Here is a 25,028-nt window from a genome sequence, read left to right on the forward strand (position 1 = left end):
GGCCGGGCGAGGCCGCGCGACGGTGGGGGAGTGCAGTGGCCGGTGTCGACGAGTGCCTGCGCAGGTTGATGGCACTCCAGGGTGTCCTCGGAGCCGGCCTCATCGACTTCCCGACCGGATCCTCCCTCGGCACCGCGGGCCGGGGACACGACCGCTCCTATGCCGAGGACGCCGCCGAGATGATCCACGCCACCCTGCGGACGGCGGCCTTCGCCACCGTGGGCGACCCCGGTGCCGTCGAGGATGTCGTGATCACAGCGGCGAACGGCTACCACCTGCTCCGGCCGCTGCCCGCCGCCACCGTGGCCCGCGTCGTCATCTACCTGTGGCTCGATCGGACGACGGGCAACCTGGCCGTGACCCAGCGGCAGCTCACCGCCATCGCCGCCGAATTCTCCGCGAACTGACGGTCGCCGTGGCACTCTCACCCGGACCGGTCCTCGTCCGCGATGCGCTGGAACTGTGGTGCGCCGCCGGTGCCAGCGGTGCGCTGCGCGTTCTCGAGGCGCCCGGCGGGGTCATCCACCTCGTGGGCGGCCGGATCGCGTACGCCGAATCGCCCGTCACGACGAGCCTCGAACGCCAGCTCGCCGCCACCGGCCGGGTCTCCACCGAGGCGTGGCGGGCCGCCGCCGCGACCGGCCGGGCGCAGGCGCGGATCGGCGACGAACTCATCGAGGCCGCCCTGGTCAGCCGGCTGGAGCTGGAGGCGCTGGCCGAGATCGCGATTCACGACGCCGCGTTCTTCCTCCTCGACCTCGTCGCCATGGCGAGGTTCGAACCGGGGGCTCGACACCCGCTCGGCCACCGGCGCCTGCTCGACCTGCGCGCCGTCTGCCAGGAGGCGGAGCGGCGTCGGCGCCTGCTCGCCGACGCCTGGCCGGACCAGGCGATCGACACGGCGGCGGTGCTGCCGGTCTCCCGGCTGACCGGGCAGGTCGTCGCGCTCACCGCACTGCAGTGGGAGGTGGTGGCGAACGCCAACCGGCGCCGCAGCCCGATCGACCTGGCCCGCCTGCTCGGCCGGGACACCTTCGGGGTGCTCCTGGAGGTCCGCCGGATGGCCCGCGCCGGGCTGGTGGAGGCGGGGCGGCAGGGCGGCTCGGCCGCGTCGGAATCGGTCGCGGCGGCCCGTGCCGCAGCAGCCGTGGCGCAGCAGACCGAGCCGGTCAGGCGAGGTCCCGCTCGCTCCGGCAAGCGCAAGGCTGCGGTCGCGGAGGCACCGACGACGCTCGACCGGCGCACCATCCCGCAGCAGCGGCGACCGGTGCCGGTCGAGCAGATCGCCCCGCACGCGTCCGACGAGCACCGGCTCTCCGATCAGGTGCTCACGCGCCTGATCGCAGGGCTCACCGCGCTGTGATGCGCCTGTTCCGCCCTCGCTGGAACCGTCCGAAAAGGAGTGACCCGGTGCCTGACAACACTCCCGTGCTCGCCGAGCTGCGTCGGCTCCGTGAACGGCTGCCCTACATCGCCGGGATCGTCGTCGCCAGCACGGACGGGCTGCTCGTCGCTCATGAGGCGCCCGGGATCGAACCGGAGACCGTGGCGGCGATGTCCGCCGCGCTGCTCGGGCTGAGCCAGCAGCTCGCGGCCGGGACCGGATCGGGCGACTTCCGGGAGACGGTGACCTCCGCCTCCCACGGCTATGTCGCCACCTTCGTCGCCGGTGAGTCCGCGCTGCTCACGGTGCTGGCGAAGCCGGAACTGAACGTCGGGCTGCTGCACCACGAGGCTCGGCCGGCGGCAGCCCGGATCGGTGCGCTGCTCGCCGAACCGAGCGGTGCCCGACGGCCCTGATAACGCATCAACCGATCACCCTTCACCGCACAGAAATCGAGGAGATCATGCCCGACATGGAAACGTCGCTCAAGGAGTCGATGCAGATCGAGGGCGCCATCGGCGTCGCGCTCGTCGACTACACCAGCGGTATGGCGCTGGGCACGCTGGGATCGAGCAAGGACTTCGACCTGACCGTCGCCGCCGCGGGCAACACCGATGTGGTCCGGGCCAAGCTGCGGGCCCTGGAGATGCTCAAGATCAAGGATTCGATCGAGGACATCCTGATCACCCTGAAGGACCAGTATCACGTGATCAGGCCCCTGACCACGGCGAATACGCAAGGACTGTTCCTCTACCTGGTGCTGCTGCGCTCGCGGGCCAACCTGGCGATGGCCCGGCACAAGCTGCGGTCGATCGAGGAGAACCTCCAGATGAACTAGGCACACCCGCCACGATCGCCGCAACTCTTCAAGAGTTGCGGCGATCGTCCTTGATCTGGCTCGGCTACTGCGTGATCGTCATCCCGGCACTCGTGACCAAGGCGGTGAGCTGCTCGGTCGTGAAGATCGGCGCGGGCAGGTACGGTCCCCCGGCCGAGTTCGTGGCCACGGCGCTGACGGCCGACCCGTCGGCGAGGTGCACGGTGACCCCGACCTCCTGGAACCCGTCGGTCTTCGAGCTGGTCCAGACCGAGAACTGCTCACCGTGCGGTCCGGTCTGCGGCGCACAGGACGACCGGTCCGTCGTGTAGGCGGTGCACGGCGCGGCGCCCAGACCGGCCTTCGCGCCGTCGAGGGTGAAGCGCACCGACAGGTTCCCCTGTCCCGCGCCGGTGGTGACGAGCGCGAACCCCTCGTACCAGTCGAGGTCTGGGAGATCGGCGACGCTGCCCGGCGGCAGCACCGCGAGCGCGGGCGGCGCGAGCCCGGGGCGGTAGTTCGGGTCCGTCGCGAACTGCGCGTCGGGCCGGACCGCCGCCGCCGCGGCCTGCAGGGCTGTCGTGAGCCGGGCCGCGATCTGCGGCGGCGTCTCGGTCGCCGGGGCGGCGCTCGATGAGGGGGCGCCGACCGGGAGCGGAGCCGGTCCGGTGCCCTGGGCGAGCGCCGAGATCGCGATCGGGGTGATCGCGACGACGGCCGCGAGCCCGGCGACGGCGAAGAGTCCCCGGCGGCGCCGCTGCCGCTGCCGACCGGCACCGATCGCGGTCTCCCGGGTGATCGACGACGGCGGCTGATCTGCTGATACTTCCTCGAAGATGGTGCGGATGTCGCTCATGCTGCTCCTAGCGCCTGCGCGGATAGGGGATCGGTGAGCAGGCCGCGCAGCGTGTGCAGGCCGCGCGCGCACTGGCTCTTGACGGTCCCGGTCGAGCACCCCAGCAGGTCGGCGACCTGCTCGACGGACTGGTCCTCCCAGAAGCGGAGCACCAGCACCGCCCGCTGCCGGGGTGGCACCTGTGACAGGGCGGCGAGCAGCGCGAACCGCTCGTCCGTGCTCGCGGGCGAGTCCGTGACCGGCCGTTCGGGCAGTTCCGAGGTGGTCCGCTCGCGGCGGAACCAGCCCAGCCTGCGCTCGTCGATGAGCGCCCGCACGACGATGCGCCGCACGTAGGCGTCGATCGACTCGCGGTTGTGCAACCTGGGCCACGCCACATAGAGCTTGGCGAGCGCGGTCTGCACCGCGTCCTCCGACCGATGCCAGTCCCCGCAGGTGAGGTAGGCGAACCTGACCAGCCCGGGTGCCCGAGCCGTCACGTAGTCGCCGTAATCCTTTTCCGCGTCAACCTTCATCCAACCCTCCTCGTCTCCCTGTCGGCCCTAGTCACGGGTGCGGGAGCCGTTCGGGTTGCATCGAGGTCCGGCGGACTCTACCGGGCTTGGCGGCGGACCACTACTGTGGCGTTCCCTGAACATCGACGAGAGACCTCGGAGACCCCGCTGATGAGCTTTCCGCGTTTCCTGAGCGCACATGAGCAGGCGGTTCTTCGGCGTGCGCTCGCCGCCGACTCCGCCGACGCCGAGCGGCTGCGCGCGCAGATCCCCTTCACGAAGGCGATCGCCGACTGCGCCTGCGGCTGTGCCTCGATCGACCTCTGGGTCAAGCGCGCGCCGGGAGTGCTGCCCGCCGCCGCCCCGGCGGTGATCGCCGCCCGGATCCTCGACACGGACAACGCGGGGATCCTGGTCTTCGTCGATCCGGACGGGTACCTGTCGCTGCTGGAGATCTTCACCCACGCCGACGAGCCGATCACCCGCTTCCCCGCGCCGGAACTGGTCGAACCGAAGGCCGCCTAGGAGTCGCGCCGGGCCAGCCAGAGCTCGGTCGTGACCATCTGCTCCAGCACGCCGCCGCGCTCGTCGATGACGGCGGCGAGCGCCGCGTGCAGGGTGGCCCGCTGCTCCTCCGGCAGCAGCCGGTGCGGCGAGAAGGTCGAGAGCAGGGCGAGATAGCGCGCCGTCGGAAACGGCACCACGGTCACCAGCAGCTCCTGCGCGACATCGCCGAAGAGCGGTGAACCGCGCAGCTCCTCGGAGTGGAACGCGGCGGGCGGGTGCACGTGGCTGCCCGGCCGCTCGGCGATCGCGGGTGCGTGCCGCAGATAGACCGCGTTCAACGCCTCGGCGACCTCGTCGTCGGCGAATCCGTGCTGGTGCGCGAAGACCGCGAGCACCCCGCCCGGCGCGAGCGCGTCGTATGCCAGCCGGGTCCGGCGCTCGCGGTCGACCCAGTGCCACGCGGTGGCGCTCGCGACCAACCCCACCCCGCCAGCCGGCGGCGCCCACTCCTCGAACCGGCTCACCACGACCGAGACCAGCTCATCGCCGGTGAAGCGCCGCGCCAACACCGCGGCCATCGCCGGGTCCGGCTCGATGCACGTCATGGGTACGCCGAGCGTGCGCAACGTCGCCGAACCCTTCCCGGTCCCGGCGCCCGCCTCGGCCACCCGCTCCGGCACCCGCCCGGCATAGGCGGTGATCAGCTCGGCGATCTCCACCGGGTAGCCCAGCCGAACCTCGTCATAGGCCTCGGCGACCTCGCCGAAGACGAGGCTCCGCTCCCGTGGCGAGGTCATCGTGGCCGGTCGCTGAGGCGTCGGATGAAATCGACGCTGCCGTCGAAGATCCGCTGGGCGTCGTGGTCGAGCGTCGCGACGTGGAAGCTGTCGGCGAGCACGACCTCGGTCGCATCGGTCGAGGCGGTGTCGCGCAGCACGATCGCGCTGTTGACCGGCTCCACGACGTGGTCGTCGGCGGAGCGGAAGAGCAGCAGCGGCTGGGCGATGCGGGGCAGGTCGGCGCGGACCACCGCCTGGAAGCGGCGCAGCGACGCGGCGGCCCGCACCGGGGTCCGGTCGTAGGCGCCCTCGGTCATGCCGGGCTTCTTGATGTCATCGCCGATCGCGGGCACCGACGGGATGACCTTGGCGAGCACGGGCAGCAGCTTCGCGTCCCAGCGCAGCATCGTCACGGCCGGGTTGACGAGGACCAGCCCGGCCAGCTCGGGATGCTGCTGGGCCAGGCGTAGCGCGAGCGTCCCGCCCATCGACAGGCCGACGGCGTAGACCGCGTCGCAGCGCGCGCTCAGGTCGGCGTAGGCGCGGTCGACCTCCGAATACCACTCCTGCCACGTCGTGCGGTTGGCGTCGCGCCAGTGCGTGCCGTGGCCCGGCAGCAGCGGCATCCGCACCGACCAGCCCTGATCGACGAGGTGCGCGGCCCACGGTCGCATGCTGTGTGGCGACCCGGTGAAGCCGTGGCACACCACGACGCCCACGTCGGTGGCGCCGTCGTGGTGCAGGGGAGAGTGATCGATGGCGTTGTCCATGGCAGCCTCCGGGTTGGCGTGTGGCGTCATCCTGCCACCTCGGCCATGCGGCGGACCAGGAAGCGGCGGTCGGCCTCCGCCGTCGCCAGGTCCAGGGCCTCCGCGTAGCAGGCCAGCGCCTCCTGCATGCGGCCGAGTCGGCGCAGCAGGTCGGCCCGCGTCGCCGCCAGCAGGTGGTAGCCCGACAGGGTGCCGGTCGCCACCAGAGCCTCCACCAGCGCCAATCCCGCCTCGGGGCCATCGGCCATGGAGACGGCGACCGCCCGGTTGAGCTCCACGACCGGGGTGCCGGCGATCCTGGTGAGCTGCTCATAGAGCAGGGCGATCTGCGGCCAGTCGGTCGAGTCGGCGTCGGAGGCGCTCGCATGGCAGGCGGCGATCGCGGCCTGCACCTGATAGGGGCCCGGCCGGCGACGGCGCAGCGCCCGGTCCAGCAGGGTCAGGCCCTCGGCGATCTGCTCCGCGTCAAAGCGGCTGCGGTCCTGGTCGGGCAGGGTCACCAGGTCACCGGCCGGGTCGAACCGCGCCTCCCGGCGGGCGTCGTGCAGCAGCATCAGCGCCAGCAGGCCCAGCGCCTCGGGCTCGTCGGGCATGAGGCCTGCGGTCAACCGGGCCAGCCGGATCGCCTCCGCACCGAGGTCCGGCCGGACGGGATCGGGGCCGCGCGTGGTGGCGTACCCCTCGTTGAAGATCAGGTAGAGGACGGCCAGGACCGCCGGTGTCCGCTCGACCAGCGCGTGGCCCGGCGGCACCCGGAACGGGATGCCCGCGCCGCGGATGCGGCTCTTGGCCCGGGTCAGCCGCTGGGCCAGCGTCTTCTCCGGCAGCAGCAGCGCCCGGGCGATCTCGGCCGTGCGCAGGCCGCAGAGGTAGCGCAGGGTCAGCGCCACCTGCTCGGGGACGGCGAGCGCCGGGTGGCAGCAGGTGAAGATGAGTTCGAGCCGTTCGTCGGGGATGTCGCCGCCCGGTGGCGGCTGCTCCGGCGCCCGGTCCGCCACCAGGGCGAGCCCGCGCAGCTTCGCCGCCTCCACCCCGGCCCGGCGCAGCCGGTCCAGCGCCCGGTTGCGGGCGGTCGTGGTCACCCAGGCGCCGGGGCGTTGCGGGATGCCGTCGGTCGGCCAGCTGGTCAAGGCCTGGGCGAAGGCGTCCTGCGCGCACTCCTCGGCGAGGTCCCAGTCGCCGGTGAACCGGATCAGGCTCGCCACGATCCGACTCCACTCGGCCGTGTAGACCTGCGCGACCGCCTCGCTCACCCCGTCCAGAACGCCCTCCTTCTCCTACCGCGCAACCCTAACGCCGCAGTCCGACGAAAACCGGCGGCGAAGCATCCGGCGTAAACCGTAGGCTGGCCGGATGGCTGCGGGCGATGACTATCGGGCACTGGGCGAGCGGGCCTGGGCATGGGTGCTGGACCAGGTCGGCGACGACGACGGCCCCTGGCTGCCCGGGAGCGTGACCGACGGGCCGCCGCCCGGCCCGGCCGACGATCGCGACTCGCTCTATGCCGGGATCGCCGGCCTCGCCCCGGTGCTCGCCGAGATCGCCCAGCACCGCGAGCTCACCGATGCCGAGCGAGCCCTGTCGGCCGCGATCGTGACGAGGCTCGCCGCCGCCGCGGCCACCCGGGCGGAGCCGTCGCTCTATGACGGCCTCGCCGGTGACGCCACGGCACTGAAGCTGCTCGTCGGGGACTCCCAACCGGTCGCCCTGCGGCGACTGGCGCAGCTGGCCACCCCGATGGGGTGGAAGACGACCTTCGACCTCCTGCCGGGCTCCGACGCACCGCTGACCGACGTGGTCCTCGGCAGCGCCGGCATCGTGATGGCGGCGGTCTGGGCCGGTGGCGAGCACGCCGAGCCGATCGCGATCACCGGCGGCGAGGCGCTGCTGCGGATCGCCGAACCGACCGGGGCCGGCCTGAACTGGGGGATGATCCCCGGCAAGCCGTCCAAGTCGCCGAACTTCTCCCACGGCACCGCGGGTGTCGCCGCGGCCCTCGCCGTCGCCGGGACGGCGTTCGGCCGCCCCGATTTCGTCGAGGCCGCACGTCAGGGTGCGCTGGAGCTGCTCGATGTCGGCTCGCTCGACGGCGGCGGGTTCATCATCCCGCACACGATCCCGCCGTCCACGCGGGAAGTGGAGCCGCTCACCTACACCTGGTGCCACGGGCCGACCGGCACCTCCTATGCCTTCGCGGCGCTGTCGCATGCCGGAGTGGACGAGGTAGGCGGCCTGACCACTGCCGAGCTGCGGCAGCGGTGCCTGCACTCGCTGCTCACCTCGGGCATTCCGCAGCGGCTCCGCCCCGGATTCTGGGACAACGACGGGCGCTGCTGCGGGACGGCGGGGGTCGGCGACGCGCTGCTCGACGCGGTGCAGGACGACCCCGGGTCGGAGCATGCCGCGGAGCTGCTCGCGGGGGCGCGGACCATGGCGGACGCGCTGGTCGAGCGGGCTGTCGTCGACGGCGACGGTGCGCGCTGGCGGTTCATCGAGTACCGGCAGGACGAGCCGCTGCTGCCGCCGGGGACCTCGTGGATGCAGGGGGCGGCGGGGATCGCGGCCTATCTGTTCCGGCTAGGCAGGGTGCTGGAGCAGGGATTGGGCGCGAAGGTCGTCGATCGCCCCGACCAGTGGTGGGGCGTCCCCGCCGCGCTGCGCACCGTCCACAATTGATGGTTACCGGATCTTGTGCGTTTTCCGTCGCTACGGCGACGGAAAACGCACAAGATCTACATGTCGCACCGTGCGGGTCGCTGGTCGGTTGCCCGGCGCCGGTGACCACCGCCCAGATCCATGGTCACCGGCGCCGGGAGCTCTCCGGAATGCATTCGCGGTCATCATTCTCATCGCGGCTCCGCAACGCGGTCAACATGTTCCGGAAATGTTCCGGGCTGCTTCCGGGTCCGGGAGAATGAGAGATGCCGACCCGCCAGATCGACGGGTCGGCAGGGTGGCACATGCCCATTGCCGAAACTTCCGGCGACGTTACCGCCGCGGCTTCTGCGGGATGCGCGGCAGGACGTAGGGCGCCCCGGAGAAGGCCAGCTCGGCCTTCACGATGCCGAGCGCCCGTTTGGGCTGGTAGGCCTCGTCGTAGAGCGTGGCGAGCCCCTCCGGCGGGTTGGTGAACCAGGTCGGCACCCACGAGTGACGGTCGGTGAAGCCCCAGACCGTGAAGGAGAGGCAGTGCCGGTTGGAGAGGCACGCCTGCAGCAGGATGCCGAAGTTGCCCGCCGAGGCCTGCAGTCGCGGGTTGATCTCGTTGGAGTCGCCCGCCTGCACCCCGGCCGTCATCTGGCTGCGCACGTCGACCTCGGTGAACGCGGTCGCCAGTCCCAGATCGGTGAAGCGCCGCAGCGCGTCGGAGACCTGGAACGTGTCGTAGTTGCCGTACTGCGTGCCGAGGTGGCCCTGGCTGCCGACGCCGTCGATCGGGACGCCGGTCTCGCGCAACCGCTTCACCATCTCGTAGACGAACTGCGTCTTGTCGTCGGCCGCGTTGCCGGAGCCGAAGACCTCGATGTTGTAGTCGTTGTAGAAGAGCAGCGCCTTCGCGTCGGCGGCCCGGGCCCAGCGGAAGGCGTCGGCGATGTAGCCGTCACCCAGGTGCTGCGCCCAGAACCCCTTGTAGTGGATCGCGGGCGGCGAGTCCCACGGGTCGCTGACCGCCTCGTTGACGACGTCCCACTGCCAGATCTTGCCCTTGAAGTGCTTCACCACGGCGGTGATGTGGTCGCGCAGGATGACGCGCAGTTCGGTGTCGCTGATGGAGCCGTCCGCGACGCCCGCGGTGAGCCAGCCGGGGAGCTGGTTGTGCCACACCAGCACGTGGCCGCGGACGGACTGCCGGTTGCGCTGGGCGAAGGCGATCAGCTCGTCGGCCGGGGCCCAGTTGTAGGTGCCCCGGGTCGGTTCGAGCACCTCCCACTTCATCACGTTCTCGGCCGTGACCGTGGAGAACTGGGACGCGACCGTGGCGCGGTACTGCGGGTCGGCGGTGTCGGCGAGCGCGGCCATGTCGACCGCGGTGCCGATCTGGAGCCCGTGGCGCTGGGCCAGCCCGCGCAGGCTCTGCTCGGCGGGGCGGACGTTGTCCGCGGCGGCGGGCATGGCGTTCAGCGCACCGGCGACCGCGAGGGCCACGGTCCCGGTGATGATCAACCGTGAGACTTTCATCGGTGTCCTTCCTTATCGGCTGGGCGATCGGCTGGGATGAGCCAGTTGTGCCGATGGAGCGGACCTCGCCCGGGGCGGGGCGAGGAGTCAGAGTTCGGTGTATGTCGCGTGGTCGAAGTCGGCGTGGGTGCCGTCCGAGCCGAGGTCCTGCACCCAGAGGCCGAGGAACGCGCCGGTGAATCCCCAGGCGGCGGGCTCGCCGTCGATGACGATCGCGGCGTGCTCGTCGGAGAGGATCGTGGCGTCGAACTCGATCGGCAGGTCGGTCCAGACGTCGCCGAGCCGGTAGGCGAACCGCACCACCGGGCCGTCGAAGGTCACCCTGAGCCCGACCCGCGCGCTCTCACCCACGTCGACACCCAGCTGGGGGTACGCCGTGAGCCGCCCGCTGTCACACGCGAGCAGCTCCAGCAGCCGCCGCCCGTCGTCGGCCCGGGTGAGGTAGGCGTAGTACCAGTTCCCGGTGTTGTAGTAGCCGGTGACGCCCGCGAGGTGCCGGTGCCCGGTCGGGTCGAAGTCGACGACCGTCTCCAGCGAGCAGCGGGTGGACCCGACCCGCCGGGCGACGAGGCTGGGCGCCTGCCGGCCCACGGGTGACTGGCCGCCGACGATCCGCAGGTGCGAGGGCCGGCTGGTGAGGTCGACCCAGTCCGGGGTCGCCGGGCGGCGCAGTGTCGACCACAGTGGACCGAGCGCCGGTGCGTCGAAGGTGTCCGTCGCGGGCGCGGCGGGCCAGGGCGCCGGGGGCAGGTCCGGCCCGGCGACATCGTCGGCGGGCACGCCGCCGGGAATGCTCGGCCAGCCGCCGGCCGGCCAGTCGACCCGCTGGATCGCCGTCTCGCGTCCGAGCACGCAGCTGCCGAGCGGCGTGTAGGGCCGGGCCGCCAGGTGGGCGAGGTACCACTGGCCGGTCTGCGTCTGGACGAGGCTGCCGTGCCCGGCCTTCTGCAGCCGCAGGTCGGGTCGGCCGACGGAGGTGAGCAGCGGTCCGGACGGGTCCGCGGTGTAGGGGCCGAGCAGGTGCCGGGACCGGGCGACGGTCACCTGGTGCTCCCAGCTCGTGCCGCCCTCGGCGGTGACCAGGTAATACCACCCGTCGTGCTTGTAGAGGTGCGGTCCCTCGGTCAGCCCGGCTTCGGTGCCGCCGAAGATGACCCGGGCCTTGCCGACGAGGCGTCGTTCGGCGCGGTCGTACTGCTGGATCTCGATCCCGTTGAAGCGGTCGCGGCCGGGCCGCCAGTCGGCGTTCAGGGCGAGCAGCCACGAGGTGCCGTCGTCGTCGTGGAAGAGCGACGCGTCGAACCCGTGGCCGTGCAGCGGTACCGGATCCGACCACGGTCCGTCGATCGAGGGGGCGGTGATCAGGAAGTTCTGCGGGTCCCAGTAGCCGCTCGCGAAGCTGGCCACGTCGCTGTAGACCAGGTGGAACATGCCGTCGGCGTAGGAGAGGTCCGGCGCCCACACCCCGTTGGAGTCGCCGCAGCCGCGCAGGTCGAGCAGGCGCCGCTCGGTGATGATCCCGCCCAGCGGCCGCCAGTGAACGAGATCGCGCGAGTGGTGGACGCCCACACCGGGGTACCACTCGAACGTCGACGTGGCGAGGTAGTAGTCGTCGCCCACGCGCAGAATCGACGGGTCAGGGTGGAAGCCGCTCAGCACTGGGTTGCGGATGGTTCCTGCGGCGGTGGCCACGTCTGCGGTCTCGGTCGACATGGTGATTCTCCTCTATCGTTGCTGCTTCCAGCGTTGCGCCGAAACTTCCGGAGATTTGGCCGGGAATTCCCGCACACCATAGCGACAAGTGTCGACTCGCAACACCCCTTGACCGTTGTGGCACCGAGGTCGTAACGTGCCCGCCATCATTCGATAACGACCGGACTGATCGTGAAACTTTCGGTTCGGTGCAGCACTGAAGTCGACATCGGTATCCGAGTACTCGTCCGTACCTCGAAGGGACCGCTCATGACCGCGCATCTCTCCCGCAGATCTCTGCTGGGTGTCGCCGGTGCCAGCGCAGGCACGCTCCTGCTGGGCGCCTGCAGCGACGACAAGACCGCCGACCCGAATGGTGCACAGACCATCAACTGGTGGCACATCCAGAACACCGACCCGATGCTGCCCGTGTGGGCGGCAATCGCGAAGGAGTACGAGACCGCCCACTCGAACGTCAAGGTCGCGATCCAGCCGCTGGAGAACGAGGCGTTCAAGGCGAAGCTCACCACCGCCACGCAGGCCGGCTCTCCGCCCGACCTGTTCCAGTCCTGGGGCGGCGGCGTGCTCCAGCAGCAGGTCGACGCCGGCCTGGTCAAGGACATCACCGCTGACGTCCAGCCGTGGATCGGATCGCTGCTGCCCGCCGCGCTGCAGCCGTTCACGATCGACAACAAGATCTACGGCGTTCCGTTCGATGTCGGCATGGTCGGCTTCTGGTACAACAAGGAGCTCTTCACCAAGGCCGGCATCACCGCCCCGCCGACGACCTGGGCCGAGCTGCTGACGGTGGTCGGCAAGATCAAGGCGGCCGGCATCATCCCGATCGCCCTGGCGGGCAAGGAGAAGTGGCCGGGACACTTCTACTGGGCCTACCTCTCGATGCGCATCGGCGGCTTGGGAGCGCTCCAGCAGGCGGCGAAGGACCACAACTTCGACACCCCCGACTTCGTCGCGGCCGGGACCCGTTTCAAGGAGCTCATCGACCTCGCCCCGTTCCAGAAGGGCTTCCTCGGCGCCGAATACGGCTCACCGGACGGCCAGGCGGCCACGATGGGCAACGGCGGAGCGGCGATGGAGCTGATGGGCCAGTGGGCCCCGTCGGTGCAGGCATCCTCCTCCACCAGCAAGAAGGGGCTCGGCGACAAGCTCGGCTTCTTCCCCTTCCCGGCCGTCGAGGGCGGCAAGGGCACGGTGGCTGAGGCGTTCGGCGGCGGCAACGGCTTCGTCGTCGGCAAGAACGCCCCCGCGGCGACCCTGGACTTCCTGAAGACCCTTCTGACCGCTGCCAACCAGCGCAAGTCCGCCGCGACCGGCGCCGTGCTGCCGACCGTCAAGGACGCGGCCGACGCCATCGCCGACGCCAACAGCAAGGTGGTGGCCGCGAGCCTCGCCGCCGCGACCGGGTTCCAGCTCTACCTGGACCAGGCTTACCCGCCGGCCGTCGGCCAGCAGGTCAACGACAGCGTGGCCGAGCTCGTCGCCGGCTCCAAGAAGCCGGAGCAGATCGTCGTCGACATCACCAAGACGGCTAAGAGCCAGTAACATGCCCGGCTCCGAACTCTCGTTCGCCTCGTCGGCGGCCACGCGCAAGCGTGGCCGCCGGCCCCGGCGCGGCAACCTGGCGACGATCGCCATCTTCCTCGCCCCGGCGCTGGTCCTCTTCCTGCTGCTGGTGATCACGCCGATCCTCGTCGCGGGCTACACCAGCCTGTTCAAGTGGAACGGCTTCAACCTGCCGGAGAATTACGTCGGCCTCGACAACTTCACCCGGGCCTTCGGCGACGAGACCTTCGTCGGCGACCTGCGGCGCGGGCTGATCCTCGTCGCGCTGTCGGTCGCGATCCAGCTTCCCGTCTCGCTGGGCCTAGCCCTGCTGCTCAACCAGCCGATCCGTGGCCGGGCCGTCTACCGGCTCGTCTTCTTCGCACCCTACGTGCTGTCGGAGGTGACGACCGCGGTCCTGTTCACGCTCGTCTTCTCGCCCAACCGGGGGCTGGGCGACTCGCTGGTCGACCTCTTCGGCATCGAGGGGGGCGCGGTCTTCGCCGACCCCGAGACGGTGCTCTACGCCCTGTTCGTCGTGATCTCCTGGAAGTACTTCGGCTTCCACATGATCCTCTATCTGGCAGGGCGCCAGGGCATCCCGCAGGAGCTGACCGAGGCGGCCACCACCGACGGCGCCAGCGCCTGGCAGGTCTTCCGCCACGTGACGCTGCCGCTGCTCGGGCCGACGATCCGGGTCAGCATCTTCCTCTCGGTGATCGGCACGATCCAGCTCTTCGACATGGTCTGGGTGCTGACCGGCGGCGGGCCCATCCACTCCTCGGAGACGATGGCCGTGACGATGTTCCAGTACGGCTTCCGCCGCTTCGAGGTCGGCTACGCCAGCGCGATCAGCATCGTGCTCTTCCTGCTCAGCCTCGTCTTCGCCCTGATGTACCAGCGCTTCGTGCTCCGCCGTGATCTCGACGGCGCGCTCACCACCCGGGGAGTCCAGCGATGACCGCCATGCGTACCACGCCAGCCGCCAGGGCTCGCCGCCTCGTCCTGCACCTCGTCTCGATCCTGATCGGCGCCACGATCGTCGTCCCGATCGCGTTCGGCGTGCTCGGCGGCTTCAAGGACAACGGGCAGCTCTCCACCAACCCGCTCGGCCTGCCCGACCCCTGGGTACCGGAGAACTACACCGGCATCCTCACCTCGGGCGTCTTCTGGCGGCAGCTCGGCAACAGCACCCTGATCGGGCTCGCCACCGTGATCGTCGTCGTCGGCGCGTCGGCGATGGCGGCCTTCATCTTCGCCCGGTTCACCTTCCGGGGCCGCGAGTTCCTCTTCACCGTCTTCGCGGTCGGGTTGATGTTCCCCTTCGCGGTCGCGATCCTGCCGCTCTTCATCATCCTGCGCAGCGTCGGCCTGCTCGACAACCCGCTCGGCGTCATCCTGCCGCAGGCGGCGTTCGGGCTGCCGGTGACGATCATCATCCTGCGGTCGTTCTTCCGGTCCATCCCCGCCGAGGTCGAGGAGGCCGCCACGCTCGACGGCTGCGGACCCTTCGCCTTCTTCTGGCGGATCCTGCTGCCGATGGCCCGCCCGGCGCTCGCCACCGTCTCGATCCTCGCGATCGTCGCGAGCTGGAACAACTTCATGCTCCCGCTCGTCGTCTTCACCGATCAGAGCTGGTGGACGCTGCCGGTCGGCGTTCAGGCCTTCCAGGGCCAGTACGCCGACGACACCGCCCGGGTGCTCGCCTTCGTCATCCTCTCCATGGTGCCCGCGCTGGGCTTCTACGGTCTGGCGGAGCGGCAGCTCATCGGCGGGCTCGCCGGCAGTGTCAAGGGCTGATCACGGAGATGGACGGAAACCGCAGGGTCACGATCGCAGTCATCGCACGGGAGGCCGGGGTCTCCGTACCCACCGTCTCCCGGGTCATCAACGGCCGCGCCGACGTCTCGCCGCGGACCCGGCAGCGGGTCGAGGAGCTGCTCAACCGCTATGACTACCAGCGGCGCAGCACGTCGGTGCGCAGCACGACGGGCCTGATCGACCTCGTCTTCAACGACCTCGACAGCCCGTGGGCGGTGGAGATCATCCGCGGCGTGGAGGACGTGGCGCACGCGGCGGGTGTCGGCACGGTCGTCTCGGCGATCCACCGCCGCACCTCCTCGGCGAAGCTGTGGCTCGACAACATGCGGGCCCGCAACACCGAGGGCGTCATCTTCGTCACCTCGACGCTGGAGCCGCCGCTCCAGGCGGAGCTGCGCCGGCTCAACATCCCCGTCGTCATCGTCGACGCGGCGGGGGTGCCCCCGCAGGAGGCCCCGACGATCGGCGCCACCAACTGGAACGGAGCGCTGCGGGCCACGGAGTTCCTGATCGGGCTGGGTCACGAGCGGATCGGGTTCATCGCCGGGCCCCCGCAGCTGCTCTGCAGCCGGGCCCGCCTCGACGGCTACCGCACCGCCCTCGACGCGGCCGGGATCGCCCTGGACGACAGGCTCATCTACCCCGGCAACTTCTACCACGAGGCGGGGTTCACCGGTGGCGGCCGCCTCCTCGACCTGCCCAGACCCCCGACGGCGATCTTCGCGGCGAGTGATCAGATGGCGCTCGGGGTCTACGAAGCCGTACGCCAGAGGGGCCTGCGCGTCGCCGACGACATCAGCATCGTCGGTTTCGACGACCTGCCGGAGGTCCGGTGGTGCTCGCCGCCGCTGACGACTGTCCGTCAGCCTCTGGCGGAGATGGGCCTGCTCGCCGCGCGGACGGTGCTGCGCCTGGCGCAGCGGGAGAAGATCGAGAGTCCGCGGGTGGAACTCGCCACGGAGTTGATCATCCGGGACAGTGCCGCCAAGCCGCGCGCCTGAACAGCGGTCGGCGGCAGGCCGGTAAACTCGTCTGCCGACGACCGCGAGAAGGGGTTACCCACCGAGATGAGCACCACGCAGACGCTCGAATTCCAGGCCGAGACACGTCACCTGCTCCAACTGGTGATCCATTCGGTCTACTCCAATAAGGACGTCTTCCTCCGAGAGCTCATCTCCAACGCCTCCGACGCGCTGGACAAGCTGCGCATGGAAGCCTTCCGTGACAAGGACCTGCAGGTCGACACCGACGACCCGCACATCGGGGTCACGATCGACGCGCAGGCGCGCACCCTGACCGTGCGCGACAACGGCATCGGGATGAACCGCGACGAGGTCGTGGCCCTGATCGGCACGATCGCGAAGTCCGGCACGAGCGAGCTGCTGCGCCAGTGGAAGGAGGCGGCGGAGTCCTCGGCGCCCGACCTCATCGGCCAGTTCGGCGTCGGTTTCTACGCCACCTTCATGGTCGCCGACAAGGTCACGCTGGTGACCCGCCGGGCGGGGGAGTCGCAGGCCACCCGCTGGGAGTCCGACGGCCAGGGCACCTACACGATCGAAGACCTCGACGACGCGCCGCAGGGCACCAGCGTCACGCTGCACCTCAAGGCGGTCGACGAGCAGGACGGGCTCTTCGACTACGCCGACGACCGCAAGATCCGCGAGATCGTCAAGCGCTACTCCGACTTCGTCTCCTGGCCGGTGCGCCTCGACGTGCAGCGGGAGACCGCCGAGGGCGAGACCGTGCACGAGGTCGACACCCTCAACTCGCAGACCGCCCTCTGGGCCCGCCCCAAGGGCGAGGTCACGAAGGAGGAGTACGACGAGTTCTACAAGAGCATCGCCCACGACTGGTCCGACCCGCTCGAGACGATCACGATGAAGGGCGAGGGCACCTTCGAGTACGAAGCGCTGCTCTTCATCCCCTCGCACGCACCGCACGACCTCTTCATGCGCGACGGCCGCACCGGCATCCGCCTCTACGTCAAGCGCGTCATGATCATGGACGAGTGCGACGTGCTCCCCGAGTACCTCCGCTTCGTCAAGGGCATCGTCGACGCCCGCGACCTCTCCCTCAACGTCTCCCGCGAGATCCTCCAGCAGGACCGGCAGATCCAGCTCGTGCGCCGCCGCCTCACCCGCAAGGTGCTCGGCACGATCAACTCGATGCTCGCCGCCGACGACGGCCGCTACACCACCTTCTGGAGGGAGTTCGGCCGCGCGCTCAAGGAGGGCCTGCTCAGCGACGTCGACAACCGCCAGGAGATCCTGGAGGTGATCAGCGTCGCCTCGACCCGGGACCCGCTGCAGACGACCACGCTGCGCGGGTACATCGAGCGGATGCAGGAGGGCCAGCAGGAGATCTACTACATGACCGGCACCTCCCGCGCGCTGGTGGAGAAGTCACCGCACCTGGAGGCGTTCCGCGACAAGGGCCTGGAGGTGCTGCTGCTCACCGACCCGGTCGACGAGGTCTGGACCGACTCGATCTCCGAGTTCGACGGGCACAAGCTCCAGTCGATCGCGAAGGGCCAGGTCGATCTGGGGTCCGGCGACTCCGAGGACGACGCGAAGCCGTCGCGCGAGGAGTTCGGCGACCTGCTGTCGTGGATGGGGTCGGTCCTCACCGAGCAGGTCAAGGAGGTGCGGCTGTCGCAGCGCCTCACCACCTCGCCGGCCTGCATCGTCGGCGACGACTTCGACATGTCGCGGACGCTGGAGCAGATGTACCGCGCGATGGGGCAGGAGCTGCCGCCCACCAAGCGGATCCTGGAGGTCAACGCGGACCACCCGCTGCTGGTCGGGCTGCGCAAGGCCTATGACGAGGGCGGTGAGAGGGAGTCGCTGTCGGAGACGGTGGAGCTGCTCTACGACATCGCGGTGCTCGCCGAGGGCGGGGAAGTGAAGGACCCGGCCAAGTTCACCACGATGATCGCCAACCGGTTGGCGCTCTCGCTGTGATCTCCCGTGGGGTCCGGGGCGGCCGTCCCGGACCCCACTCCCTTGACATCGACTAGCATCTATAGTCGGATGGTGGGCATGAGGTTGCGCTCCGTCGTCGTTGCCCTCGTCGCGGCTGCCGCGACCACCATCGCCGTCCCGGGCCCCGCGCGGGCGTCGGCCGACTCGTGGGCCTGCTCCTCAGTCGGCAGCTACACCAGGACCGTCGGCGGCACGACCACCACCTACTCCAACGTGGGCAACGTCGGCCGCAAGGACTACCGCTACTGGCACGTCTCCAGCACCGCCGGCGGTGTGACGACCTATCAGGAGAGCTACCTGGTGCACTGCGACGTGGCGACGATCCTCGCCGAGCAGAACCTGGTGCCCTACCAGGAGAGCGGGCCCCGGTGCGGGACCACCACGACCGATGCGGCGCTCTACATCGGGTCGCGGCCGTTCTCCGACGGCGGGTTCAACTACCAGCTGCGCTACTGGCACATGCGCAAGCAGGTCGGCTCCGTCTGGATCTTCGACCATCCGGAGATGGCCCGCTGCCCGGTCTGACAAACCTCGACGGGTACGCCGTGGGTGGGCCTGGCCGGCACTGACCTGTCGAATCCGTGCTGGCGCGAGTCGGCTCAGGTGGTGCCGTGCACCTGGTAACCGCAGGTCGATTCATAGATGACACCGTCGCTGTAATCACCGAGGCAGACCGTGAAGTAGATCGACAGGCCTTCGTCCACGTTGCCGTAGGAGCGGTCGGTGCAGAAGTTCGACCCGGATCCGGCGGTGTGCCACTTGTAGGGCTTGTGAACGCCGTCGATGGTGGCGAGGACGACGACCGACTTGCCGTCCGGCTTCATGTCGCACACCTGTAGAGCGTCGCCGTCGGCGTTCCAGAGGGCGAAGCCTGCGGTGCCGGTGCAGCTTGAGCCCGCACACCCCTGGACGGTCGCGGCGTGTGCCGGTGTCGACACCATCGCCTGGCCGGTCAGGGCCAGGGCTATCGCCACGATGAGTTTGGGGAGAAGTCGCTTCATCGAGCCAACGCTAAGGGGCGCGGTGGCCCGCTGCGTCCACCCACGGGACTACCGCAGAAGTCTCAGTCACCGGATCGAGCGGCGGCGCAAAGTCACGCAATGCTTGTTGTCGCGTGCTGGGATCTCGAGCCTGAAGAGCGGGCACAACTATTCGAGTCGAGATTCTTGAGATCGCGCCTCCGCCAGTCGCCCTATGTAGGAAAACGATCATCGACGGGCGCAGCGATAGTCGGTGAAAGCTTCATGGCTGCAATATTGACTCACCGATGGCATGGCATGACGACGGATATCCGATCAGGTGCGACAAGGTACGTCATGGTCGATGAGTACTGTCCTCGCGTTGCCTCTTGTCGATCAGCTAGATAAAACTGCCGTTGATCTGCTCCATCGCAACTCGGGCTGTCCTAGCGTCAGCAGTTCCGATGTACAGGAGTCTGACTGTGACGCTGAGATTCAACACGCCTCCCAACTGGCCACAACCTCCTGCTGGTTGGGTTCCGCCGAAAGGTTGGTCACCTGATCCGGCATGGGGGCCGCCGCCCGCAGGATGGAACTTCTGGGGCGAAGGCGCGGCCCAGCAACCTGCGGTGACCCTGTCGATCGGTGCTCCGCCGACCGGCCCTTCGACGTCGTCGGCGCACCCGGTGGCTGCTGCCGTGCCGTCGGTGGAGATACCGCTGTTCGGCGCGCGTACGAAAGCTCGGGAGCTTGCCACCGACGTGACCAGGCTGCGTTCGGACGTGGCACTGTTATCCAGCCAGAAAGCGCAGCTGGAGGCCGAGTGTGACGTGGCCAAGGCCGAAATTGCTCGGCTTGGTGGCGAGATCGATCGCCTGGGCATCCTGCCACTCATCGAATTAGAGCATCGCGTTAGTGCGCTCGCCGCTGAAGAGCAAGCCGACACCGAACGGATTACCTTGACAAGGAGCGTCAGCACTATGCCAATGCGCTATCGGCGCTGCTCGCGAAGGGTGACGAGAGCGGAGCGAAACGACTTCAGGAGGAGCTGACCCGGATCGAGGGTGCCATCCAGGACGTGGACTACCGTGCCGCGAACGTCCGAGCCGGGTACGTCTACGTCATCTCCAACATCGGTGCCTTCGGAGAAGGGATGGTGAAGATCGGGATGACCCGTCGCCTCGAACCGCTCGACCGGGTCCGCGAACTGAGCGACGCGTCAGTGCCATTCAACTTCGATGTCCACGCGATCTTCTTCTCTAACGACGCGGTCGGAATCGAAAGTGCCATGCATTCTCGCCTGGCGTCACGCCGGGTCAACCTCGTCAACCAGCGCCGGGAGTTCTTCTACGTCACTCCGCACGAGGCGAAGCAGCACCTGCTCGAACTCGCCGGAGATCTCCTGGAGTACAACGAGTCGCCCGAGGCGCTGGAGTACCGGCAAAGTCTGACGCAATCTGAACTCTTAGCAGCTGGCTCTTCTGAAGCGTAGGCCTCGAACTGCCACGGAATGAGACGGTGGCCAGGGATCGAGGGCCGATCCCTGGCCACTGTCTGCGTACGCCGATCAGAACGGCGCGACGATCACCGCCGTGCAGTCGGAGTTGCCGCAGCGGATGACGCGTAGTGCCACCCCGATGAGCCCCGGCCCGGTGTAGCCGATCAACGGCAGCCCGTCCGGTCCCACGGTGATCGACGAGCGCGTGCCGACATCGTCGAAGCCGTCGATGAGGGCGGCGGTCGCCGCGCTACAGGCCAGGTTGGTGCAGTGCGCGACCTTCAGGTCCCGGTTGGTGATGTCGTGGTAACTGATCACGCCCAGGCCGTCACCGCCGATCGTGATCGATGACCGCCACCCGGTGTGCCCGCCGGTGTCGGCGGTGATGAGCGTCGAGGTGGTGCAGTAGGCATCCCGGCAGTGGGCCACCTTCAGATCGGAGCCGGTGGCGCTGTAATTGCCGTTGTAGCTGATCAGCGCCAGCCCGTCGCGACCGATCGTCATCGAGGACCAGCCGCCGTGCAGCAGCCCGGACGGATTGGCGGCCCGGTCGACGACCGTCCGCAGCACGGTCGCACAGGCCGGGTCGAGGCAGGCCGCCACCTTCAACATCTCGTTGGTGCCGCCGTCGTAGTAGCTGATCAGGCCCAGCCCGTGGTTGCCGATGGCGAGGCCGTTCTGGCTGTAGCCGCCGTTCTCGCCGTTGTCGGGCTTGACGGTGTCGATGGTGGTGACCGTCGAGGCGGTGCAGGCGATATTGGTGCAGTGGGCCACCTTCATCCTGGTGGCACTGCTGGTGGTCGTGTCCTGGTAGCTGATCAGGCCCAACCCGTCGCCGCCGATGCCGAGCGGGCTGACATCGTTGACCTTGGCGGCGGCGTCGATGGTGGTGACGGTGGCGCTGGTGCAGGCGATATCGTTGCAGTGCGCCACCCGCAGGTCCTCGATGAAGGCGTTGGCGGCGTTGCGGTTGGCGATGTAGCTGATCAGCGGCAGCCCGTCCGAGCCGATCCGGATGGACGAGAACTGCCCGACATCACCGACGGTGTCGATGTCGGTGGTGGTGATCGCCGTGCAGAGCACGTCCACGCAGTGCGCGACCCGCAGGTTCTGCTCGGATCCGCCGACCCAGTAGCTGGCGATGCCGAGCCCGTCGGTGCCGACCGTCATCGAGGGCTGGATGCCGGACAGGACGGCGGTGTCCAGAATGGAGAGGTTGCCGGTGGTGGGCGTCGGTGCCGGTGGCAGCGTCACCGGACTCGTCCCGGTGGCCCAGGCGGCGAAGGTCGGCGAGCCCGCGTTCTGCTCGTTGAACGACCCGTCGCCGTTGGACATGGCGAGGGTGACGGCGGTCGAGCCGGCGTTGCCGACCAGCGCCAGGTCGTAGCAGTCGTCGTCGTCGAAGTCGCCGACGACGACCTTCGCCCCGGCGGTGGCGGCCCACTGCGGGAAGTGCGGCATCAGGTCGTCGACGATGAAGAGCGTCTCGGGGTCCCGGGGCATCGCCACCGGCATGGTGGTCCAGGAGCTGCCCGGCTCCGGGAGGACGGCGAGGTCGGCGCGGCCGTCGCAGTCGTAGTCCGCGCTGATGATCGACGCGCCCGGCCGCAGTGCCCGGGAGCGGAACGCCGCGTCGCCCGCTCCGCCGGTCCGGTAGAGGTAGAACGTGCCGGTGCCGGTGGAGTAGGCCATCAGGATCCGGTCGTTCTGCACCACCGCGAGATCCATCCGGTGGTCACCGGTGAAGTCGCCCGCGACCACCTGCTTGCGGTAGGTCGCACCGACGAAGTCCGGGAAGTCGGTCCGGGTGACCTGGAACGTCCCGTTGCCGTTGGAGATCGCGACGGTGACGGTGAGGTCGGTGAGCATGTCCGCGTCACCGGGCAGCAGCACCAGGTCGGTACGCCCGTCGGCGTTGACATCGCCGCTGAACAGCCGCGTACCGGTGCCCCAGGCGAGCGACGGGAAGGTCGGCACGGTCGAGTTGGTGAAGGTGAACGTGCCGTTGCCCGCGGAGTAGGCGATGGGAATCGTGCTCCAGCCGTCGCCCGCGGTCAACGCGATGTCGGTCCTGCCGTCGCCGTTGAAGTCGCCGGAGAACGCGCGCGCGGTGGCCGCCGCCGCGAGGGCGGCGAAACCGGAGGAGCCGACCGAGGCGGTGGTGACCGTGAAGGTGCCGTTGCGGTTCGACAGCGCCAGCGGCATGCCCGTCCACCCGGCGACGCCGGTGAGCAGGATGTCGTCGGCGTGGTCGCCGTTGAAGTCGGCGGTGATCACCTTCACGCCCGGCAGCGAGGCCCAGGCGGCGAAGGCGGGCGACACGGCGTTGGTGACGTTGAATCCGCCCTGGTAGTTGCGGGTCGCCACCGGCAGGCTGGTCCATCCGGAGGCGCCGGTCAGCGCGAGGTCGGTGAATCCGTCGCCGCTGAAGTCGCCCGAGAGCACCGCCGGGATGCTGGTCGGGTTCGCCGGGACGACGACATCGGCCCGCGCCGGTGCCGAGCCCGCCGCGACCAGCGCCACCAGGACCGCTGACAGCCCGGCGAGGCGGCGGTTGAGCTTGCTGTGCATCTGACTTCCTCGTTTCATGGTCACGGCCGCAGCAGGCCGTCGAGCTGAACCCACGGGCCGTAGGTGGAGGCGGTCGGCGCGGTCTGCTTGCGGGTCCAGATCTGCCCGGCGGTGTTGACCGCGACGAGGCTGATCCGGCCGTCGAGGTTGCCCTCCGCGGCGACCGAGCGCAGCGGGCCGCCCGTGGTCGGCGAGTCGAGCGGCGCCCAGGCCGCCCAGGTGTTGACCCCGGCGAGCGCGTCGCGGCGGAAGAGCTGACCGGCGGCGTTGACGCCGAACACCGACAGGCCCGTCGGGCTGTTCCAGGAGACCGCGATCGTGGTGAGCAGGCCGTCGAGCTGCACCCAGGAACCGGCCGGGCAGTTGGCGGCGGTGTTCCAGCAGTGCCAGATCTCACCGGTCCGCGCCAGCCCGAACAGCTCCACCTTGCCGTTGCCGTTGCGTTCGGCGGCGATCCCCCGCAGGGGCGGTACGCCGGCCAGCAGCGTCCACGGCGTGAAGGCGCCGCCGGGGCTGACCTCGGAGCGCCGCCACACCTGGCCCTGCGCGTTGGTGCCGAAGACCTCCAGCGTCGTCCCGGTGGAGGCGACCGCGCAGGACGTGAGCAGGCCGTCGAACTGCTGCCAGATGGTCCACGTGTTGGTGTTGGCGACCGCCTGGTTGCGGTGCCACACCTGCTGGTTGCGCCGCAGCCCGACCAGTTTGATGCGCGACGAGGAGTCGGTGTCGGCGCAGACCGAGTACCAGCTCGGGTCGACCGACGATGTCCAGGCCGTGTAGGTGTCGGCGTTGGGCGCCGTCTGGGTGCGGAAGAACAGCGTGCCGGCCCGGTTGACCCCGAAGAGGTTCAGCCGGCCGTCGGCGTGCCGGGCGAAGGCGACCGACGACCCGCCCGCGACCGGTGGCGGTGGCGTGTGGACCAGCTTGTTCGGCGATCCGGCGTCCAGGCCCGTGACCACGTTGGGGGTGCTCTCCGACAGCAGCTGCGCCTTCACCTCCGCCGGTGTCTTCGTCGACCAGCCCGGCCGGGCCAGGATCAGCGCCAGGGCGCCGGTGACGTGCGGTGCCGCCATGGAGGTGCCGCCCATGGTCGCGCTCGCCGTGTCGCCGGCATTGCCGGCCGAGACGATGCCGTCACCGGGTGCCCAGATGTCGACGCAGGAACCCCAGTTGGAGGTGGGCCGCTTGGCGTCGTTGGCGTTGGCCGCGCCGGTGACGACGGTGCCGACGACCAGGTTGAACGGGCTGCCGCACGCGTTGATGTTCTCGTTGCCGGCGGACAGGACGTAGCTGATCCCGGCCGCGATCGAGTTCGTGATCGCGGTCTTGACGGCCTTGCCGGAGTCGGCGGGGCAGGGTGTGGGCATCCCGCTGCCGTCGACGCAGCTCATGCCGATGCTCAGGTTCGCGATGGCGGGCTTGACCGCGTGCGAGGTGATCCACTCCACCGCGTTCTGCACGCTGGAGGCGGTGGAGACACCGGAGCAGTCGAAGGCGCGGACGGCGACCAGCTTCACCTTCTTGGCGACGCCGTAGGCGGTGCCGCCGATGGTGCCCGCGACGTGGGTGCCGTGGCCGTTGCAGTCGTTGGCGATCGCGTCGCCGTCGACGAAGTCCCAGCCGTTGACGGCGCGGCCGCCGAAGTCGGTGTGCGTCGTGCGTACCCCGCTGTCCAGGACGTATACGGTGACCGGCGAGGGGTCGCTCTCGTAGCTGAACGTGGTGTCCAGGGGCAGGGCACGCTGGTCGATGCGGTCCAGGCCGGGCGACGGCGGGTTCTCCTGCGTGTCGGTGAGGTGCACCACCTGGTCCTGCTCGACGTAGTCCACCTCGGGGTCGGCGGCCAACCGCTTCGCCGAGGACTCCCTCATCGCCACCGAGAAGCCGGACAGGGTCTTCTCGTAGACGGAGTCGAGCTTCCCGGCGTACCGGTCGCTGAGGGTTTTCGCCCTGGTGGGGACGTCGTCGGCGCCCTTGGTGTTCTTCAGCACCACGATGTAGCGCCCCGGGATGGCGATGCCCGTTGCGGCGCCGACGATGTCCCCGACCGGGGCCGAGTATGCAGCCGGTGTCGACCCGACGACGCCTGCGGTGAATGTTGCCACCGCCAGTGCGGCCGCCGCCGCTTTTCGGCCGGTGATCGATGCGTTGAACACG

Annotated in this window: 24 protein-coding genes; 14 read left to right on the forward strand and 10 right to left on the reverse strand. The window is 69.7% G+C overall.

All coding sequences use genetic code 11. The features are described from left to right. The first annotated feature begins 35 nt into the window (after positions 1 to 35). Genes F4553_RS30500 through F4553_RS30515 form a run of 4 tightly spaced genes read left to right on the forward strand, consistent with a single transcriptional unit; the run spans position 36 to position 2,222 of the window. Positions 36 to 407, forward strand: a complete 372-nt coding sequence (locus tag F4553_RS30500; protein ID WP_184842890.1) for a hypothetical protein — start codon at positions 36 to 38, stop codon at positions 405 to 407. An 8-nt stretch (positions 408 to 415) separates the two neighbouring features. Then, on the forward strand, positions 416 to 1,363 hold the full coding sequence (locus tag F4553_RS30505; RefSeq protein WP_184842893.1) for a hypothetical protein: 948 nt from the start codon (positions 416 to 418) through the stop codon (positions 1,361 to 1,363). A 47-nt stretch (positions 1,364 to 1,410) separates the two neighbouring features. Then, on the forward strand, positions 1,411 to 1,800 hold the full coding sequence (locus tag F4553_RS30510; RefSeq protein WP_312875449.1) for a roadblock/LC7 domain-containing protein: 390 nt from the start codon (positions 1,411 to 1,413) through the stop codon (positions 1,798 to 1,800). A 47-nt stretch (positions 1,801 to 1,847) separates the two neighbouring features. Continuing rightward, the gene (locus F4553_RS30515) at positions 1,848 to 2,222 is read left to right on the forward strand and encodes a hypothetical protein (protein WP_184842898.1); all 375 of its coding nucleotides are present in this window, start codon (positions 1,848 to 1,850) and stop codon (positions 2,220 to 2,222) included. A gap of 64 nt (positions 2,223 to 2,286) precedes the next feature. Here the strand turns inward: F4553_RS30515 and F4553_RS30520 are convergent, their stop codons facing one another. Further along, complete coding sequence (locus F4553_RS30520) at positions 2,287 to 3,057, reverse strand: hypothetical protein (RefSeq protein WP_184842901.1); 771 nt, start codon at positions 3,055 to 3,057, stop codon at positions 2,287 to 2,289. Continuing rightward, entirely contained in the window at positions 3,054 to 3,572 is a 519-nt protein-coding gene (locus F4553_RS30525; protein WP_184842903.1) for a SigE family RNA polymerase sigma factor, read from the reverse strand. The genes F4553_RS30520 and F4553_RS30525 overlap by 4 nt, the downstream gene beginning before the upstream one ends. 150 nt (positions 3,573 to 3,722) lie before the next feature. Between F4553_RS30525 and F4553_RS30530 the strand changes: the two genes are divergently transcribed. Next, positions 3,723 to 4,076: a hypothetical protein gene (locus F4553_RS30530; protein ID WP_184842906.1), complete on the forward strand. Its 354-nt coding sequence runs from the start codon at positions 3,723 to 3,725 to the stop codon at positions 4,074 to 4,076. Here the strand turns inward: F4553_RS30530 and F4553_RS30535 are convergent. From F4553_RS30535 to F4553_RS30545, 3 genes are read right to left on the reverse strand one after another with little or no spacing between them, the layout of a single operon-like run. Further along, a complete protein-coding gene (locus tag F4553_RS30535; protein WP_184842908.1) occupies positions 4,073 to 4,855 on the reverse strand; it encodes a class I SAM-dependent methyltransferase in 783 nt (260 codons plus the stop codon). The genes F4553_RS30530 and F4553_RS30535 overlap by 4 nt on opposite strands. After that, positions 4,852 to 5,637, reverse strand: coding sequence for an alpha/beta hydrolase (locus tag F4553_RS30540; RefSeq protein ID WP_246467527.1), 786 nt, complete (start codon positions 5,635 to 5,637; stop codon positions 4,852 to 4,854). The genes F4553_RS30535 and F4553_RS30540 overlap by 4 nt, the downstream gene beginning before the upstream one ends. After that, on the reverse strand, positions 5,634 to 6,869 hold the full coding sequence (locus F4553_RS30545) for an RNA polymerase sigma factor (RefSeq protein ID WP_184847121.1): 1,236 nt from the start codon (positions 6,867 to 6,869) through the stop codon (positions 5,634 to 5,636). The genes F4553_RS30540 and F4553_RS30545 overlap by 4 nt, the downstream gene beginning before the upstream one ends. Before the next feature lie 91 nt (positions 6,870 to 6,960). Here F4553_RS30545 and F4553_RS30550 point away from each other — a divergent pair, with 91 nt between their 5' ends. Then, on the forward strand, positions 6,961 to 8,283 hold the full coding sequence (locus tag F4553_RS30550) for a lanthionine synthetase LanC family protein (protein WP_184842910.1): 1,323 nt from the start codon (positions 6,961 to 6,963) through the stop codon (positions 8,281 to 8,283). 312 nt (positions 8,284 to 8,595) lie between these two features. Here F4553_RS30550 and F4553_RS30555 read toward each other — a convergent pair whose 3' ends face one another. Both F4553_RS30555 and F4553_RS30560 read right to left on the reverse strand, forming a co-directional pair. Next, on the reverse strand, positions 8,596 to 9,786 hold the full coding sequence (locus F4553_RS30555; protein WP_184842913.1) for an endo-1,4-beta-xylanase: 1,191 nt from the start codon (positions 9,784 to 9,786) through the stop codon (positions 8,596 to 8,598). A gap of 87 nt (positions 9,787 to 9,873) precedes the next feature. Beyond that, positions 9,874 to 11,499, reverse strand: coding sequence for a glycoside hydrolase family 43 protein (locus F4553_RS30560; protein ID WP_184842916.1), 1,626 nt, complete (start codon positions 11,497 to 11,499; stop codon positions 9,874 to 9,876). A gap of 249 nt (positions 11,500 to 11,748) precedes the next feature. Here F4553_RS30560 and F4553_RS30565 point away from each other — a divergent pair, with 249 nt between their 5' ends. The 6 genes from F4553_RS30565 to F4553_RS30590 all read left to right on the forward strand — a co-directional run bounded on the left by F4553_RS30565 (position 11,749) and on the right by F4553_RS30590 (position 18,368). After that, on the forward strand, positions 11,749 to 13,041 hold the full coding sequence (locus F4553_RS30565) for an extracellular solute-binding protein (RefSeq protein ID WP_184842919.1): 1,293 nt from the start codon (positions 11,749 to 11,751) through the stop codon (positions 13,039 to 13,041). A gap of 1 nt (position 13,042) precedes the next feature. Then, a complete protein-coding gene (locus F4553_RS30570; protein WP_184842922.1) occupies positions 13,043 to 14,002 on the forward strand; it encodes a carbohydrate ABC transporter permease in 960 nt (319 codons plus the stop codon). After that, complete coding sequence (locus F4553_RS30575) at positions 13,999 to 14,841, forward strand: carbohydrate ABC transporter permease (protein WP_184842925.1); 843 nt, start codon at positions 13,999 to 14,001, stop codon at positions 14,839 to 14,841. Before F4553_RS30570 ends, F4553_RS30575 begins: the two co-directional genes overlap by 4 nt. A gap of 8 nt (positions 14,842 to 14,849) precedes the next feature. Beyond that, entirely contained in the window at positions 14,850 to 15,863 is a 1,014-nt protein-coding gene (locus tag F4553_RS30580) for a LacI family DNA-binding transcriptional regulator (RefSeq protein WP_184842927.1), read from the forward strand. A gap of 66 nt (positions 15,864 to 15,929) precedes the next feature. Then, complete coding sequence (gene htpG, locus F4553_RS30585; RefSeq protein WP_184842930.1) at positions 15,930 to 17,822, forward strand: molecular chaperone HtpG; 1,893 nt, start codon at positions 15,930 to 15,932, stop codon at positions 17,820 to 17,822. A 78-nt stretch (positions 17,823 to 17,900) separates the two neighbouring features. Then, positions 17,901 to 18,368 (forward strand): hypothetical protein, encoded by a 468-nt coding sequence (locus tag F4553_RS30590; RefSeq protein ID WP_184842933.1) that lies wholly within the window; start codon positions 17,901 to 17,903, stop codon positions 18,366 to 18,368. A 74-nt stretch (positions 18,369 to 18,442) separates the two neighbouring features. On the opposite strand, the gene F4553_RS30595 is transcribed toward F4553_RS30590, so the two are convergent. Continuing rightward, positions 18,443 to 18,844: a hypothetical protein gene (locus F4553_RS30595; RefSeq protein WP_184842935.1), complete on the reverse strand. Its 402-nt coding sequence runs from the start codon at positions 18,842 to 18,844 to the stop codon at positions 18,443 to 18,445. A gap of 587 nt (positions 18,845 to 19,431) precedes the next feature. Between F4553_RS30595 and F4553_RS30600 the strand changes: the two genes are divergently transcribed. Continuing rightward, positions 19,432 to 19,854: a hypothetical protein gene (locus F4553_RS30600; protein ID WP_184842938.1), complete on the forward strand. Its 423-nt coding sequence runs from the start codon at positions 19,432 to 19,434 to the stop codon at positions 19,852 to 19,854. Between the two features lie 26 nt (positions 19,855 to 19,880). Further along, complete coding sequence (locus F4553_RS30605; protein WP_312875450.1) at positions 19,881 to 20,294, forward strand: GIY-YIG nuclease family protein; 414 nt, start codon at positions 19,881 to 19,883, stop codon at positions 20,292 to 20,294. A gap of 75 nt (positions 20,295 to 20,369) precedes the next feature. On the opposite strand, the gene F4553_RS30610 is transcribed toward F4553_RS30605, so the two are convergent. Then, on the reverse strand, positions 20,370 to 22,871 hold the full coding sequence (locus tag F4553_RS30610; protein ID WP_184842941.1) for an FG-GAP repeat domain-containing protein: 2,502 nt from the start codon (positions 22,869 to 22,871) through the stop codon (positions 20,370 to 20,372). A 20-nt stretch (positions 22,872 to 22,891) separates the two neighbouring features. Next, on the reverse strand, positions 22,892 to 25,027 hold the full coding sequence (locus F4553_RS30615; protein WP_184842944.1) for a S8 family serine peptidase: 2,136 nt from the start codon (positions 25,025 to 25,027) through the stop codon (positions 22,892 to 22,894). Between the last annotated feature and the right edge of the window lies 1 nt (position 25,028).

Origin of the sequence: Allocatelliglobosispora scoriae (genome assembly GCF_014204945.1) — a bacterium.
GTDB lineage: Bacteria > Actinomycetota > Actinomycetes > Mycobacteriales > Micromonosporaceae > Allocatelliglobosispora > Allocatelliglobosispora scoriae.

Excerpts from the sequence above, each read along its gene's own strand:
- F4553_RS30515 (WP_184842898.1), top strand. The coding sequence starts at position 1,848 with ATGCCCGACATGGAAACGTCGCTCAAGGAGTCGATGCAGATCGAGGGC.
- F4553_RS30520 (WP_184842901.1), bottom strand. The coding sequence starts at position 3,057 with ATGAGCGACATCCGCACCATCTTCGAGGAAGTATCAGCAGATCAGCCG.
- F4553_RS30525 (WP_184842903.1), bottom strand. The coding sequence starts at position 3,572 with ATGAAGGTTGACGCGGAAAAGGATTACGGCGACTACGTGACGGCTCGG.
- F4553_RS30530 (WP_184842906.1), top strand. The coding sequence starts at position 3,723 with ATGAGCTTTCCGCGTTTCCTGAGCGCACATGAGCAGGCGGTTCTTCGG.
- F4553_RS30535 (WP_184842908.1), bottom strand. The coding sequence starts at position 4,855 with ATGACCTCGCCACGGGAGCGGAGCCTCGTCTTCGGCGAGGTCGCCGAG.
- F4553_RS30540 (WP_246467527.1), bottom strand. The coding sequence starts at position 5,637 with ATGACGCCACACGCCAACCCGGAGGCTGCCATGGACAACGCCATCGAT.
- F4553_RS30550 (WP_184842910.1), top strand. The coding sequence starts at position 6,961 with ATGGCTGCGGGCGATGACTATCGGGCACTGGGCGAGCGGGCCTGGGCA.
- F4553_RS30555 (WP_184842913.1), bottom strand. The coding sequence starts at position 9,786 with ATGAAAGTCTCACGGTTGATCATCACCGGGACCGTGGCCCTCGCGGTC.
- F4553_RS30560 (WP_184842916.1), bottom strand. The coding sequence starts at position 11,499 with ATGTCGACCGAGACCGCAGACGTGGCCACCGCCGCAGGAACCATCCGC.
- F4553_RS30565 (WP_184842919.1), top strand. The coding sequence starts at position 11,749 with ATGACCGCGCATCTCTCCCGCAGATCTCTGCTGGGTGTCGCCGGTGCC.
- F4553_RS30570 (WP_184842922.1), top strand. The coding sequence starts at position 13,043 with ATGCCCGGCTCCGAACTCTCGTTCGCCTCGTCGGCGGCCACGCGCAAG.
- F4553_RS30575 (WP_184842925.1), top strand. The coding sequence starts at position 13,999 with ATGACCGCCATGCGTACCACGCCAGCCGCCAGGGCTCGCCGCCTCGTC.
- F4553_RS30580 (WP_184842927.1), top strand. The coding sequence starts at position 14,850 with ATGGACGGAAACCGCAGGGTCACGATCGCAGTCATCGCACGGGAGGCC.
- htpG (WP_184842930.1), top strand. The coding sequence starts at position 15,930 with ATGAGCACCACGCAGACGCTCGAATTCCAGGCCGAGACACGTCACCTG.
- F4553_RS30590 (WP_184842933.1), top strand. The coding sequence starts at position 17,901 with ATGAGGTTGCGCTCCGTCGTCGTTGCCCTCGTCGCGGCTGCCGCGACC.
- F4553_RS30595 (WP_184842935.1), bottom strand. The coding sequence starts at position 18,844 with ATGAAGCGACTTCTCCCCAAACTCATCGTGGCGATAGCCCTGGCCCTG.
- F4553_RS30610 (WP_184842941.1), bottom strand. The coding sequence starts at position 22,871 with ATGCACAGCAAGCTCAACCGCCGCCTCGCCGGGCTGTCAGCGGTCCTG.